At 42.3% G+C, this 14,114-nt stretch carries 11 protein-coding genes; 5 read left to right on the top strand and 6 right to left on the bottom strand.

The genetic code is table 11. The annotated features are described in order from the left end of the window. Positions 1-106: 106 nt before the first annotated feature. Entirely contained in the window at positions 107-1,120 is a 1,014-nt protein-coding gene (gene recA / locus GGD38_RS16980) for a recombinase RecA (RefSeq protein WP_375297442.1), read from the bottom strand. A 988-nt stretch (positions 1,121-2,108) separates the two neighbouring features. On the opposite strand from recA, the gene GGD38_RS16975 reads away from it, so the two are divergent. Further along, the gene (locus GGD38_RS16975) at positions 2,109-2,975 is read left to right on the top strand and encodes a flagellar motor protein MotB (protein WP_375297441.1); all 867 of its coding nucleotides are present in this window, start codon (positions 2,109-2,111) and stop codon (positions 2,973-2,975) included. A gap of 257 nt (positions 2,976-3,232) precedes the next feature. Then, positions 3,233-5,602, top strand: a complete 2,370-nt coding sequence (locus GGD38_RS16970; RefSeq protein ID WP_375297440.1) for a response regulator — start codon at positions 3,233-3,235, stop codon at positions 5,600-5,602. Between the two features lie 5 nt (positions 5,603-5,607). Here the strand turns inward: GGD38_RS16970 and GGD38_RS16965 are convergent, their stop codons facing one another. The 3 genes from GGD38_RS16965 to GGD38_RS16955 are packed head-to-tail and all read right to left on the bottom strand — an operon-like array spanning position 5,608 to position 8,220. Continuing rightward, entirely contained in the window at positions 5,608-6,207 is a 600-nt protein-coding gene (locus GGD38_RS16965) for a hypothetical protein (RefSeq protein WP_375297439.1), read from the bottom strand. Between the two features lie 57 nt (positions 6,208-6,264). Then, positions 6,265-7,575, bottom strand: coding sequence for a hypothetical protein (locus tag GGD38_RS16960; RefSeq protein ID WP_375297438.1), 1,311 nt, complete (start codon positions 7,573-7,575; stop codon positions 6,265-6,267). Positions 7,576-7,608: 33 nt separating this feature from the next. After that, entirely contained in the window at positions 7,609-8,220 is a 612-nt protein-coding gene (locus GGD38_RS16955; RefSeq protein ID WP_375297437.1) for a YceI family protein, read from the bottom strand. 262 nt (positions 8,221-8,482) lie between these two features. Between GGD38_RS16955 and GGD38_RS16950 the strand changes: the two genes are divergently transcribed. Together GGD38_RS16950 and GGD38_RS16945 are read left to right on the top strand one after the other, a co-directional pair. Continuing rightward, positions 8,483-9,337: a neutral zinc metallopeptidase gene (locus GGD38_RS16950; protein ID WP_375297436.1), complete on the top strand. Its 855-nt coding sequence runs from the start codon at positions 8,483-8,485 to the stop codon at positions 9,335-9,337. Between the two features lie 138 nt (positions 9,338-9,475). Further along, the gene (locus GGD38_RS16945) at positions 9,476-9,979 is read left to right on the top strand and encodes an META domain-containing protein (RefSeq protein WP_375297435.1); all 504 of its coding nucleotides are present in this window, start codon (positions 9,476-9,478) and stop codon (positions 9,977-9,979) included. 8 nt (positions 9,980-9,987) lie between these two features. Here the strand turns inward: GGD38_RS16945 and GGD38_RS16940 are convergent, their stop codons facing one another. Together GGD38_RS16940 and GGD38_RS16935 are read right to left on the bottom strand one after the other, a co-directional pair. Further along, complete coding sequence (locus tag GGD38_RS16940) at positions 9,988-10,686, bottom strand: phosphatase PAP2 family protein (RefSeq protein WP_375297434.1); 699 nt, start codon at positions 10,684-10,686, stop codon at positions 9,988-9,990. A gap of 19 nt (positions 10,687-10,705) precedes the next feature. Further along, positions 10,706-12,955 carry a helix-turn-helix domain-containing protein gene (locus tag GGD38_RS16935; protein ID WP_375297433.1) on the bottom strand — a complete coding sequence of 750 codons (2,250 nt, stop codon included), beginning with the start codon at positions 12,953-12,955 and terminating at the stop codon, positions 10,706-10,708. A gap of 171 nt (positions 12,956-13,126) precedes the next feature. Here GGD38_RS16935 and GGD38_RS16930 point away from each other — a divergent pair, with 171 nt between their 5' ends. Beyond that, positions 13,127-13,696, top strand: a complete 570-nt coding sequence (locus GGD38_RS16930) for an ORF6N domain-containing protein (protein WP_375303705.1) — start codon at positions 13,127-13,129, stop codon at positions 13,694-13,696. The last annotated feature ends 418 nt before the right edge of the window (positions 13,697-14,114 follow it).

Below are 14,114 nucleotides of genomic sequence, written 5' to 3'. Positions count from 1 at the left end.
ATTTCTTTTGAATAAGTAATAATAAAAAACGTCCCGGGCGAAACCGGAACGTTATACTTACTAACCCATTTAAATTCTAAACTGGAACCAGGAAATGAATTGCGTGTTAGGCAGATTGCATTTCTACTATTTTTGCCCTGATCTTCACTTCAATTTCGTTAGAGAGTTCAGGATTATCTATCAATAATTGCTTAACGGCATCGCGGCCCTGACCAAGTTTATTAGACTCATAGCTGAACCAGCTTCCGCTTTTATTTACAATTCCAAGTTCAACGCCCATATCGAGAATTTCACCGGTTTTTGAAATGCCTTCGCCAAACACGATATCGAATTCTGCGGCGCGGAAAGGAGGAGCTACTTTATTTTTTACCACTTTTACTTTTACGCGGTTACCAATGGCTTCATCACCGTCTTTAATTTGAGCCTGACGGCGAATATCCAAACGAACCGAAGCGTAGAATTTTAAGGCGTTACCACCGGTAGTAGTTTCGGGGTTACCGAACATAACACCAATTTTTTCACGCAGCTGGTTAATGAAGATGCAGATGGTATTTGTTTTATTGATGGTGGCAGTGAGTTTACGCAGGGCCTGAGACATAAGACGGGCCTGTAAACCCATTTTGCTGTCGCCCATTTCACCTTCCAACTCACCTTTTGGTACCAGGGCGGCCACAGAGTCAATTACTACAACATCCAGGGCGCCTGATAAAATAAGACGGTCGGCGATCTCAAGGGCTTGCTCACCATAGTCGGGTTGAGAAATAAGCAGGCTATCTACATCAACCCCCAGTTTGCGGGCGTACAGGCTATCAAAGGCGTGTTCCGCATCGATGATGGCGCACATACCACCTTTTTTCTGAGCTTCAGCAATAACATGTATTGCGATGGTTGTTTTACCAGAAGATTCAGGTCCGTAGATCTCAACGATACGACCTTTAGGTAAACCGCCAACGCCGAGGGCTGAATCCAAACCGATTGAACCGGTGGAGATCACTTCGATGGGGTCTTGTGATTTTTCATTCATCATCATCACACTGCCCTTACCGAAATCTTTTTCAATTTTATCTATAGTAAGCTTGAGCGCTTTTGCTTTTTCGTTATCTACTTTATCTGTTGCCATAATGGGTTGTTTTTAATTCTTTCAAATTTACCGATTGCCAAATGTAGAGAAAATTATCTTATCAACACTAACTATTTTAGTATTTACGCACTAATTATTTTGGGGCATTAGTGAGCGTGGGTGGGCAATACATAATATTAGTAGGAGTTCCCGTTCCCGGTTTCCCGACACCGGGCCTGGCATTCGGGACTGCTGATTATTATCGGGAATCTTGACATTTCGGAAGCGACCGGTAACTGGCATCCCGGTAACCGGTAACAACGAAAAAACCCTGCCAGCGCGACGTAGCAGGGTTACCCACATGAAATTTCGAGAAAACTACTTCTTGGAAAAGGCAATGGCTGAAACCCATGTGGTTGCTAACAAAGTGACAATAATTAAAAATAACAATCAATACCACTTAGTGGTATTTTTAGTCACACCCTGCATCATAAAATATGACTATGATCAGTATAACCAGCATAACAGTGAAAATGTGTGAATTACGAATTAAATTCGCTTACATTCTTTGCCTTTGCCAATGCTTATTTAAGGCGCTATTAAGTAAATCGCCTTTGTAATTGCGGAGAACCAACAGGCAGTACGGTAATTTTGTCATTACATATTGATCACTATTCTACCGCTGCATTCTATATTATATACCTTGAATTAGCCACGTACTACTATGTATTAAAAAGAAGGGTTATTGTAAGAGCGCGTATAACGGATGATAATTGCCGTTAGGTTGCTTAAGGGCATTTGTACATGACTGAACATGTTCCTTTAAGGTTGCACCCGATTAAAAAATAAAGTGCTTTTTTTTCAATAGCGATGGATTGCTGAAAAATTTTATTAAAACAAACTTAAATTACTGATTTAAATAATTTTCGATCACTGATAATGGCTTCAATCTATACCTTTGCCACTGCCAGGCACAATACTTGCTAAAGGGCCATATAAAGGGAATGGCAGTGCGGTATTTGGCAAAACAATTAAAACAACATACTATATGAAATGTAAGCAGGTGTTATTAACAGGATTATCTTCTCTGTTACTTTTTTCATGTGTTAGCTCAAAAAAATATAAAGGCGAAGTTGCAAAATACAATGAGCTGAATGGTAACTATGTGAAGTTACAGGGCGATTTGAAAGGTTGTGAAGATGCAAAAGCTGAATATGCGCGTAATAAAGAAAAACTGGAAGGTGAAATAGAGAACCTGAAAAAACAAAACGAGTTCTTAAAAGAGAACAATACACAGGCGTTAAAGCAATTGCAAGACCTGTCGGTTATTTCTTCTTCACAAGCTGAAAGCATTAAGAAATCATTGGAGAATATTGGTGCTAAAGACCTGTACATCCAGGACCTGCAGGCTTCAATGGCGCGTAAAGATTCATTGAACATGGCGCTGGTGATGAACCTGAAAGGCGCTATTGGCAACATGGCCGATGAGGACATCAATATCAAGGTTGATAAAGGTGTAGTATACATCGATATCTCTGACAAACTGTTGTTCAACAGCGGTAGCTATGTGATCACTCCAAAAGCAAATGAAGTATTGGGTAAAGTGGCCAAAGTATTAGCTGCGCAACCCGATATTGAGTTTATGGTAGAAGGTCATACCGATAATGTGAAATTTGCCCGTGCGCCATTGCTCGACAACTGGGATCTGAGCGTACACCGTGCTACTTCCGTAGTTCGTGTATTACAAAATCAATATGGTTTAAATCCGGCTCATATAGCAGCTGCTGGTCGTGGTGAATATTTACCTGTTGCACCAAACGATACACCTGCCGGCCGTGCCGCCAACCGCAGAACAAGGATCGTGATCCTGCCTCAGCTCGATCAGTTCTTCAAACTGCTTGAACCTAAGAAATAAGTAAAAGTTTAATAAGATTTCTTAAGCCCTGACGGTATCGTCAGGGCTTTTTTTATGTGTTTTAAAGTCGGATCGCTAATGTAATTCTAATAATACCCTAATGTGGCCAGCTTAATGCGGGTATGGATTTAAGTGATTTTACTTAATATTTTTTTCCAAACCCCTTGAATGTGATAATTTGTTCGCCTGTTGATCATTTTTTCAATCATGTTGCGTTTGTTTATCGAACCCCAGTAGAAATGCCCTGACCGGTTGTTATGAAATATTTGAAATGGATCGTCTTTTTTGCCCTGCTTATATGCGGCCATTTGCCTGCTTGCCTCGCAAAGGATGAACCATTGACGGATGTTGCCGCAAAAAAAGGCGTTCTCGACCTGCGTACAAGTGATTTAAATGGGAAACCGGTTAACCTCGATGGAGAGTGGCAATTTTACTGGCGACAGCTTTTATGGCCCGGCGATTCAATAGTTCGAACTCCTGATTATGTACCCTACCCTTCTTTGTGGAACAAGATCAAATTACATGGCCATGCGCTTCCCGCAGAAGGCTATGCTACCTATTCACTCACTATTTTACTTCCCAGGAACCGGCCGCATCTGGCATTGTTGATGCCCGATGTCTATTGCTCGTACCGGTTATTTATAAATGACTCTTTATTATTGTCGAATGGCCGGCCCGATACAACGGAAGAAAAGGCTGTTCCCTTCTGGTGTACACATACTGTAAACCTGCCAGGTAATACAGATACCGTTCACCTGCTGTTACAGGTAGCCAACTTCTGGCATACAAAGGGCGGTTCTTACAAACAGCTTTTTGTTGGTAAAAGTGAAGAGTTGCGGTTGGGCCTGCAACGCGACCGCGCCTACGATCTGCTGCTGGCCGGTTGTTTGTTTATGGGCGGTTTGTTCTTTTTCGGCTTTTATGCTTTTGGTAGCCGCGATAAGGCCATATTATATTTCTCATTGTTTTGCATTGTATATAGCTATAGAATGATAGGCACCAGCCTGTACGTGCTGCATTCCATCTTCCCCGGTCTTAGCTGGTTTCTTACTATACGAATAGAATATTTAAGCCTAACATTGGGCGTTGCCCTGTTTAGCCGGTATTTTCAAAGTGTATATCCTAAAGACGTCAATAAGGTTATTGTAAATGCGGTGGTGTACATCTGTTTGTTTTACTCGCTCATGATAGCCGTATTGCCACCGTGGTTATTTACCAAAGGCATTATGCCCTTTTTGGTAGTGATGTTCATGTACATTGGTTTTGCATTTTATTCCTGCATCAGGGCCGTGAAATATAAAAGGGTGGGCGCCCCATTTGCGTTAATGAGTTGCGCAGTAATGCTAATGGTTTTCCTTATCATCAACCTGCATTATTTTCAAATTGTAAGTACTGATAAGTGGATCGTTTTCTTCGGCTATGTGACCTTCTTCTTTTTACAGTCGCTGGTATTATCGCATCGCTTTGCATTTGCGCTTAAAAAAGCGGCCGATGAGGCAGAACAGGGGTTAAGAACAAAGACGGAATTCCTTTCAACCATGTCGCACGAAATACGCACACCGTTGAATGTGGTCATCGGAATGGCGCACCTGCTGCTACGCAACACGCCGCGGAAAGACCAGGAAAAGAACCTGAACGTATTATTGTTCTCTGCCAATAACCTGCTTTCGATAGTAAACGATATCCTCGATTATAACAAAATAGAAGCCGGCAAGATCAACTTCGAAATGATACCGATGGATATTTCATCGATAGCACAACATATTACCGGCGGTTTAAGCAGTAAAGCAGTGGAAAAGAACATAGCTTTAACTACAGACATCGATAGCCGCATTACCCATAAAATAATTGGTGATCCCACACGTACCAGTCAGGTTATTTATAACCTGGTGCATAATGCCATAAAGTTTACCGAAGAGGGTGCTGTTAACTTGTCGATACAGGTTGAAAAGATGACCGATGAAAATGTAACGCTTACTATTAAGGTTAGCGATACCGGTATTGGTATTGAACCCGAAAAGCAGCAATTGATATTCGATCGTTTTACCCAGGCCGATTCCAGCACCTCACGCAGTTATGGCGGTACCGGACTGGGGCTTGCCATTACCAAACGAATACTGGAACTTCAAGGCGTAGCACTGAATTTACGAAGCGAGCCGGGAAAAGGATCTGTATTCTTTTATACCCAGCAGTTTGCTTTGAGTAATGAACCCGTTACGCAGGAAGCGCAGCATGATCTGGTGGCGGAACCTGACATGCAATTGCAAAATGTTCCCATACTGGTAGTAGAAGACAATCCTTTTAATATTATGGTAGCGCAATCGTTGCTCGAGCGTAGCGGGGCTATTGTTGATGTTGCCAATAATGGGGAAGAAGCGTTGGAGAAAATTCAACCGGGTAAATACCGTCTGGTGTTGATGGACCTGAACATGCCTGTTATGGATGGGTTTGAAGCAACGCGCCGGCTGCGCGCCCGTGGTGTAACATTACCAGTGATTGCGTTAACTGCCAGCTTACCTGCCGAAGTAGAAAAAGATGTAAACAGTGCCGGGCTTACCGATATAGTAGTGAAACCATTTAATCCCGATGAGTTGTTAAGGGTATTGTTAAAACACCTGAAGAACTAACTGAACTACTCCACCGGTTTAAAGAACAATTGAAAGTGTACGGTGATCTCCTCTTTTATTTTAATAATGCCGGCGAATTTTTTAGGCGGGGTTAAGTTGAACTCCGAGAACAACAAGGCTTTTGTTCCGTTCATTTGAATAAGTCCGGTACTGGTAGTGCTGGTCCTGAAATCTATTGTAGTGCATTTGATCTGTCCGGCTAACTGTATCTCAACTTTACCTCTAACTATTTGAGGGTTGTGCACATCAAATGCATCCAGGCATATGAACTGTATTTTAAGAAAGCGGTTTTGATCGGCCTTTAAGGTTTTTCTGAAGTCGTTGGTGATAATACGTTGGTGACAATCAAAGTCATTTATATTAACATTAAGGCGGCTGTTGTTGAATACAAACTGCCGGGTTGTTTCATTTTTAATATACTGTAAGGTGTCTGCTTCAAGGTATTTGGTAACCTCGCAACAGAAAGGGCTCAGGTTCGAACGGCCTTCGATATTTAAAGAACTATTGCCGGCCACTGCCCAGCGTTTTACCAACGGTTTTGCGCCATTATTTTCACACCAGGGCATTATTCCCAAAAGCAAATGGAAGAATATTATGATTAGCATAACCCCGATTTTAAAATTAGATGTGCCCCGATGCATTGGGGCACATCTCTATTTAGGCTAAAATCCAACTGTAGCAGCTATTACATACCCGTTGAATTTCCCTTCGTTGCGAATATCGCCTACAGGAAAATCGCGGTAGTTCTGTTGAACATACTCACCTTTCAATAACACATTGCGGGTAATGAACCAGCCAGCGCTTCCCACTATACGGTCAACTGTTACGTCTTCAGCAAAACCCAAATTTCCTTTAACTACATTGTAGCGTGCGGCTACATACAGGTTCTCTTTACAACCGAAGCGGTAAACACCGTCAATGGCAAACTGATTCATTTTTCTTGAGGAGTATTCTGCATTCGATCTGCCCCGGGCCTGTTCATAAGTACCGAATACTTCAAAGCCATATATTTTAGCAAAGGCGTTTACCTGTGCAGCATCAATTTTTTTGGTGAAGCCGGGGTTTAAACGACCACTGAAGGCGTTGGCTGAATAAGTGCCTGTTGTAGGTTCCAACACCATAAAGTAGTTAGAACCGGTGCGGTCGCCACCATACAGTGTATTACCGTTTTTGCCAGCGCTGCCGTTATGGTAATAAGAAACAGCAACACGCACCCGTACGTTTTCAGTTAACCTGTTATCATAAGCGCCTTTGAAATAAAGCGATGGGCTTTTATGTACGTTGTCGTCCTGTGGCGTTGCTATCACTGAGTCAATATTACCCTTTATCAATCCATTGCTAACACCTGCCATACCAAGGAAACCGTTTTTTTGAACATATATTTCACCGCCTATTTCAGTTGAGAACGCATCCATAATATAGTTTTCGGCAAATGGGTTGTAGAAGGTGTGGCCGCCATCTGATCTGCGAAAGTGCTGATCGCCATAGTTGATCTCCATATGACCCACTTTAATGGTGGTAACTTTCATAATGTCATCGAAGATCTTTCCTTTTAGAGGCAATTTATCAAACTGAATGTAACCGCCTTTTACCCAGGTTTCGTTATGGTGCCTCGATGACAAATAAGAAGTAAGGTTTAAACGAATACCATCTGCTAAGGCCACATCCATGGTAAGGTTGGCATTGGCCGTATTAAAACCGGGCGTAATGCCATATAATTTAGGAGTGGTGGTTTTTCCGTAGCTGTTCTCGTGTTTCAGCCCCTGAAAGGTTTGGGTGAAGCCACCGCCAAAACGGATCTTAGTACCGGTGAATTCTATATTGGTCGACTTAGGTGTTTCAAATACATTGATACCACGTTGATCATTATATCGCATATAAGCAATACTGTCGCTGAATTGTGCTTTTAAAGCCATGGGTAAGCAGCAGGCTGCAATGGTGAAAGCTTTCAAAAGCAAGGATGTGTATCTCATTATAGTAAATTTTAAGTTGATTAATTGTTGAGGTTATTTGGCTTTATAGAGGAGATTGAATTTTACGGTGATGTCGTCGCCGGTTTTAATGGCGCCCAGCATAATGCTGGGGGGCGTAACGTTATAGGATGTCATTTTCAGTTTGTAAGACCCATTAAGGGTAATGCTTTTGTCGGCATTTACGATGCAGATGCCCGTTACATCAACATCTTTTGTAACTCCACTTATGGTTAACCTGCCTTTTGAGTATACCTGGTAAGTGCTACCGGCAGGTTTTATTGAAGCAGACAGAACTGTAAAGCTAAGCTGTGCAAATTTATCGCTGTGCATGGCTTTGTAAGCGTTCTTATCCATACCGGAGTGTTCGCTCTTCAAACTTTCAACAGGTAATGTAAAAGTCAGTGCAGAAAGCCCGCTAAGGGCGCCATGTGCATCGGAAATGAATACGGCGGTACTGTTGCCTTTGTCGGTATTCATTTCCCAGTCGTGAATGTTTGATGTACCAAGGATTTGGATCTTAGCAGGCCCGGATGTTTGATAGGTGGTTTGTGAATGAGCGGTGTTAAACAGGCCTAGGCTACATATAATAAAGGAAAGCGTAACATATTTTATAGCGTGCAGCCTGTTTGAAAATGAGCGTTTCATAAAAATTCTTTTAAAGTATTAGGAGATGTTTCGGTTTTGGTTGATATCTCAAAGCTATACCCGATAAAACCGGATGTGCTTGATGGCAGTCAAATCAAAACATGAACATGGTCATCAGGGGAGATGGTATTAAATCAGGTTTTGGGGTGCGAAGAGCAAACCGTGGTCAGCCCGTCTTTGCCATGGCTGCGGCGGGCCAAAGCGGGCACAAAGTTTTTAAATATGAGGAAGGAGACTATTTTTGTGACATAAATTATCTACTATGAAATGGACCGGACGACGTGAAAGCTCTAATGTTGATGACCGTAGAGGTATTTCGGGGGGTGGATTGGCTGTTGGCGGTGGCATTATTGGCGTAATTGTCTTATTAGTAAGGTTCTTTGTGCTTGGCGATTCTTCTGCAATAAATGATGCAATACCACAGCAGGGAGGCCCGCAACAGGAAATGAGTGCCGAAGAAAAAAAGCTCGATGACGAAAGGGCCAGTTTTGTGAAAGTGGTGCTTGCCGATACCGAAGACGTTTGGAATCAAATTTTTTCACAAGGCGGCAAAAAATATGTTGAGCCTACACTGGTTATGTTCAGGCAATCGGTTCAAAGCGCCTGTGGAATGGCCGGTGCTGCAACCGGGCCTTTTTACTGCCCCGGCGATCAACAGGTTTATATAGACCTGTCGTTCTTTGAAGACATGCAAAACAAACTAAATGCCAGTGGCGATTTTGCCATGGCTTATGTTATTGCACATGAAGTTGGCCATCACATTCAAAAGCTCAACGGCACCAGCGATAAAATGAATCAGCTGCGCCAGCGGTTAAGTGAGGAAGAGTACAATAAATATAGTGTGAAGCTCGAACTGCAGGCCGATTTTCTGGCAGGTGTATGGGCACACCATGCACAAAAAATGAAGAACATTTTGGAAGAGAATGATATTGACGAAGCCCTGAATGCGGCCAACGCCATTGGCGACGACCGCCTGCAAAAGCAAGCCCAGGGCCGTGTAGTTCCCGAATCATTTACCCATGGTACATCGGCCCAACGGGTTTACTGGTTTAAAAAAGGATTTGAAACAGGTGATGTTAGTCAGGGCAATACATTCCAGGACCCTTCTTTGAATTAAATCTCATGATCCAAAAAATAAAATACAAAATCCCAAGCTCCAAACGGACTTGGGATTTTGTATTTGTTGGGATTTATTGGAGCTTGTAATTTGAGATTTGGAATTTTCCTCTGGCATAAAATTTTTAGCTACCAGGGTATGAGACCGTTTACCTTACTAGTAAGCATTATGTTACTGTCTTGTAATGGTTCCCCTGGCAATAATTTACCCACTACCGACAGTACAGATCAGGCAAAAAAAGATACAACCCTGGCGCAAGCGCCGGCTCCTGTGCCTGAAAAAGATACTACTAAATTGGGTGGAGTATGGTTTTTACAACCCGTTATGGCATCTGATACCGCAGTAGGTAAAATTCCGCGGTTAGATCTAAACCTGTCAACCAAGCGGTTTACAGGTAACACCGGTTGTAATAATATGAATGGTAGTTTCGATTTCACCGATACTACTATTCAATTTAATCAACGGATTGTAACCACCAGAATGGCTTGTGTTGGTTATAATGAAAAAGCGTTTTTGGAAAACCTGTTACGGGCCAATAATTACAAACTTCAAAATGGCATGCTCATCCTGATGTTCGATCAAACCGAATTGTCGCGGTGGACACGTAAAGTGGCGCCTAAACCGGTAGTAAATAAGGCCTAGTTTTTTCGTTATGCTTTTTTCAAACCAGCCGGTCTTATCCGGTCAATCAGGAAGGAGCTAAGCAACAGCCAAAAGGAGCCTATGCAAAAGCCCGCCACCACATCGGTGAAATAATGCACGCGTAAATAAATGCGACTAAAGCCTATCGATAATAATAAAGCGATCACGAGTAACAGTAATGTCCATTTTAAAACGGGGTGTGGCCTTTCTTCTTTCCAAATGATGATCATTAACAACCCATAAAAGCAAACACTCATAAATGCATGTCCGCTGGGGAAGCTTAGTCCTTTGGCTGGTTCAAGCAAAGGAATTAGCGGGCGGTGGCGATTGAATAATAATTTCAACCCCAGCATAATAAGCACGCTGCTAAGCGCAATGGCGCTCACCTTTATTGAATACCGCGACTTCTTGGTAAATAGAAAAAATAAACACAATAATGTATTGGCGGGAATAAGAAAATAATGTGAGCCAAAGAAGGTAATGACCTCCATTAATTTAGTTGTACTGTCGTTTACAATGGAATGTGCAAAAGCGAATGCTTTTTCATCGGCATCGGTTTTGTCGAGGTAAAATACCCGGTAGGCAATGATCACGAAACTGAAAAGACTAATGGTAAATGCCCCCAGCAAAATGATCAGTTCTTTTGAAAAGATAACGACTTTGTCGGCTACTTTCTTTTCTTCGGGTGGCAGACTTGTTTGTACCATATGCTATTAATTATGCCTGTTAATTAGTATCCTTGCTAACCTGTAACCATTCCCTGTAACTCAACACTGCTTTTATTTCAATCCACGAATAGTCTTCGCCCAGCTTTTCTTTCACGGGTGCAGAGCCAGGGGTTGGTAAATTCAATTCTTCCACGGTTCTTAGTATAGTAGCTATTTTATCTTCAGGCACCAGTTCTTTTACATCTATTTCACCGGTCTTTACAAACGAAACCAGGTGGCTTTCAATGGTAGAAGGCGCCAGTTCACGAATAGTTGCTATTTCAGTAATGTTCTTACCTTCTTTAAACAATTGAAGGCTTATTCGGTTCGTTTCGCCTTTTGGTAACCTGGCAGTGGCGGTTTTCTTTTCAACTACTGCTTCCTGTTTTATTACTTCCGTTCGTTTTTGCCCAACTAATTCAAGTATTTCAGTAGTATTTACGCCTTTTATCAGTCCTTCGGTAATTTGTACTGCCTGGTTAAGTTGTTGTTTTTTTCGTTGTGGCAACAGGCTTAGTTGCTGTAGGTGGGTAACATATTTTTTTGCCTTTGGCTTTGCTTTTATTTCGGCTATATGATTTTTGATGGAAGTTTCCATTTCATCCATAGCCTGTAAAAAATAAGTGCTTCCGGCCGATACACGTTGATGCAGGAACTGGTAACCATCTTCAGGAGCATTGGGTAACAACTGTTCCAATTGCCGGGTAAACTTATCGGCCATTTCCTGTTGTTTCAACACTGCATCGAGCAGGCCTTTTGCCCAAACCACACAATGGTTTTTATCGGGCACCTGTCGGGTCTCATAGCTTTCATAGTGCATTTCCATGCCTTCTGCCAGCTTTAACCAATCGAAGGTTTGAACAAGGGAGCGGGTTATATATATCTTTTGTTGTAAATGTAATTCCTGTGCCAGCTGATCTTCTTCTTTTTCGAGCCGCGTAAATTCAATCACCCGTTCATCGGTATGAATGTTTGAAGGTTGAATGCGCGAGTAAAGTATCAATCCGGCCAATGATGTTAACCGGCTAAGGGCAACATAAACCTGGCCGGGGGCAAATGAGGCGCCGGCATCAATGATGGCTCTTTCGAAGGTTAGCCCCTGGCTTTTGTGAATGGTAATAGCCCAGGCCAGCCTTATGGGGTATTGCTTGAATGCGCCCACTTCCTCCTCTTCAATCATATCCTGCTCCTGGTTGTACTGGTATTTGATGTTGCGCCAGGTTTCTTTTTCAAGCAGCATATCGTGTTCATCGCCTTCGAACCTGATATAGATGTCGCCGCTGAGTATGCGCGAGATGGTGGCAATTTTACCATTGTAAAATCTTCTTGACTCGCCTTTATCGTTTTTAATGAACATGATCTGTGCGCCTTCTTTTAATTGCAGCAACACATCGGCCGGGTAGGCCCGTTCATTAAAATCACCGGTTACTTCGGCTTTGCACTCGCTTATGTTGCCATTCAGTTTTTCAAGCTGCGCCTGGTTTATTGTATCTGCCTTGGCGTTATGGGTGGTAAGGGTTATATAATTTTCGTTCTCTGCACTTTCATAACCCGGCAGGTAATGTTTGTGCAGCAGATCGAGGTCTGCCTGGGTAGTTTTATTGTTCCGGATGTTATTAAGTACCTTAATAAACTCCTCATCAGTTTGGCGGTAGATCTTCTTTAATTCGAGGTAAAGCGGTGGGCTTTGCTGCAAAGCCTGTGCATCAAAAAAGAACGGACTGCGATATTGCTGACGCAAAATGTCCCATTCATCGTTTTTAACAACTGGCGGTAACTGAAACAGGTCACCGATATACAGCATTTGAACGCCGCCAAATGGCTCAAACTGCTTTTTACGAACATGTCGAAGAATACAATCTATTTCATCGAGAATATCGGCCCGTAGCATGCTCACCTCATCAACAATGAGTAGTTCCAGTTCCTGCAGCAATACCTTTTTATCGTTATTGAGCCTAAGGTTCTTTAATAGTGTATGCGGGGTGTTGAAGGAGCTATTGCTGTTCCAACCGGATTGCTGAACCGGTAAGAACGAGCCATGCGGCAACTGGAAAAAAGAGTGCATGGTAACCCCACCTGCATTAATGGCCGCCACCCCGGTAGGGGCTACGATAGCCAGCTTTTTAAATGTATTTTCCCGAATGTATTTAAGGAAGGTGGTCTTTCCCGTGCCTGCTTTTCCGGTAACAAAGAGGTGCCGGTTGGTTTGATTCACAAACCTAACAGCCAGCTGAAACAAATGATTTGACGAGTCACCGGAGAAAGCCATAACACCTCAGTTTGAGGCAAGATAATACATGCGTTACGAAAGGCAATGAGTAAATGACATAAAGCAAGTTTTTTGAAAGTTGATATGTATTAAGCAGTTAGTAATATATAATCTTATTATATTGTAATGATTTAAGCAGCCACCTATACCATTAAACTTTAAACTGCTTATATAAATGAAAATGTTATTCATGAATTAATTCATGAAATAAACGGCTATAAAGTAATGCTCGATTTTGACCTGGCTAAATTATATGGCGTAACTACCAAAGCATTAAACCAGGCCATGAAACGCAATCTCGAGCGTTTTCCTTCGGATTTTAGTTTTCAACTCACAAAAGAACAATGGGATGCTTTGCGGTCACAAATTGTGACCGCAAAAAAGAAAGGAAACCAATACCTTCCATTTGCATATACAGAGCATGGAGTAACTATGTTAGCCAGTGTTTTACGTAGTGAAAGAGCCGTAAAGATGAACATTGCCATTGTAAGGGCTTTTATTGCCCTTCGGAAAATAAGCATGCACTACAATGAACTGGCCGAAAAGATTAAAGAGTTGGAAATCAGGTACAACAAACAGTTTTTTTCCCCATCAAAAACGCCTAATGGCCATTGGCGAAAACCTTTTGCCGGCTGGCAGACAACCATTTCCACAGGGAAATTTTATTTTGTTACCAGGCAAAGACTCATTGCGGAAGAGAAAAAATTCATTGCGGCTAGACGAAGCATTTTTGCCAACTGACCAAGGTCCATTGCGATCATACAAAAGACATTTGCCATTGGGCAAAGCATAATTGTCTGCGGACAAAGGTTCTTTGCCCCCGGGCAATTATATAATTGCAGGGGCAAAAACTCAATTGCCAGAGACAATTAACCATTTGCCGTGGGCAAATGACAATTGTCCACGGGCAAACGGTCAATGGCCCGGGACAAAACAAAATTGTCCCTGGGCAATCACCTATTTGCCCTGGGCAAAAATGTAATTGCCAAGGGCAAAGCATAATTGTCCGCGGGCAATGATCCATTGTCCGTGGACAATTTTAACTACTTCATTGATTATCAATATCCCTTATTACTCATTTCGTTTGCTTAAAGGAAATTTCAACGGCTGGAACGCTATCGGGTAAGCTTAGCCCCAGTGCTATATATTATAATTATAT

It is taken from the genome of Niastella sp. OAS944 (assembly GCA_024809215.1).
Lineage (GTDB): Bacteria > Bacteroidota > Bacteroidia > Chitinophagales > Chitinophagaceae > Niastella.
This window is presented reverse-complemented; position numbering and strand designations above follow the sequence as displayed.

Bases quoted from the DNA above. Each gene is read 5' to 3' on its own strand.
- recA (WP_375297442.1), bottom strand. From the start codon at position 1,120: ATGGCAACAGATAAAGTAGATAACGAAAAAGCAAAAGCGCTCAAGCTT.
- GGD38_RS16975 (WP_375297441.1), top strand. From the start codon at position 2,109: ATGAAATGTAAGCAGGTGTTATTAACAGGATTATCTTCTCTGTTACTT.
- GGD38_RS16970 (WP_375297440.1), top strand. From the start codon at position 3,233: ATGAAATATTTGAAATGGATCGTCTTTTTTGCCCTGCTTATATGCGGC.
- GGD38_RS16965 (WP_375297439.1), bottom strand. From the start codon at position 6,207: ATGCTAATCATAATATTCTTCCATTTGCTTTTGGGAATAATGCCCTGG.
- GGD38_RS16960 (WP_375297438.1), bottom strand. From the start codon at position 7,575: ATGAGATACACATCCTTGCTTTTGAAAGCTTTCACCATTGCAGCCTGC.
- GGD38_RS16955 (WP_375297437.1), bottom strand. From the start codon at position 8,220: ATGAAACGCTCATTTTCAAACAGGCTGCACGCTATAAAATATGTTACG.
- GGD38_RS16950 (WP_375297436.1), top strand. From the start codon at position 8,483: ATGAAATGGACCGGACGACGTGAAAGCTCTAATGTTGATGACCGTAGA.
- GGD38_RS16945 (WP_375297435.1), top strand. From the start codon at position 9,476: ATGAGACCGTTTACCTTACTAGTAAGCATTATGTTACTGTCTTGTAAT.
- GGD38_RS16940 (WP_375297434.1), bottom strand. From the start codon at position 10,686: ATGGTACAAACAAGTCTGCCACCCGAAGAAAAGAAAGTAGCCGACAAA.
- GGD38_RS16935 (WP_375297433.1), bottom strand. From the start codon at position 12,955: ATGGCTTTCTCCGGTGACTCGTCAAATCATTTGTTTCAGCTGGCTGTT.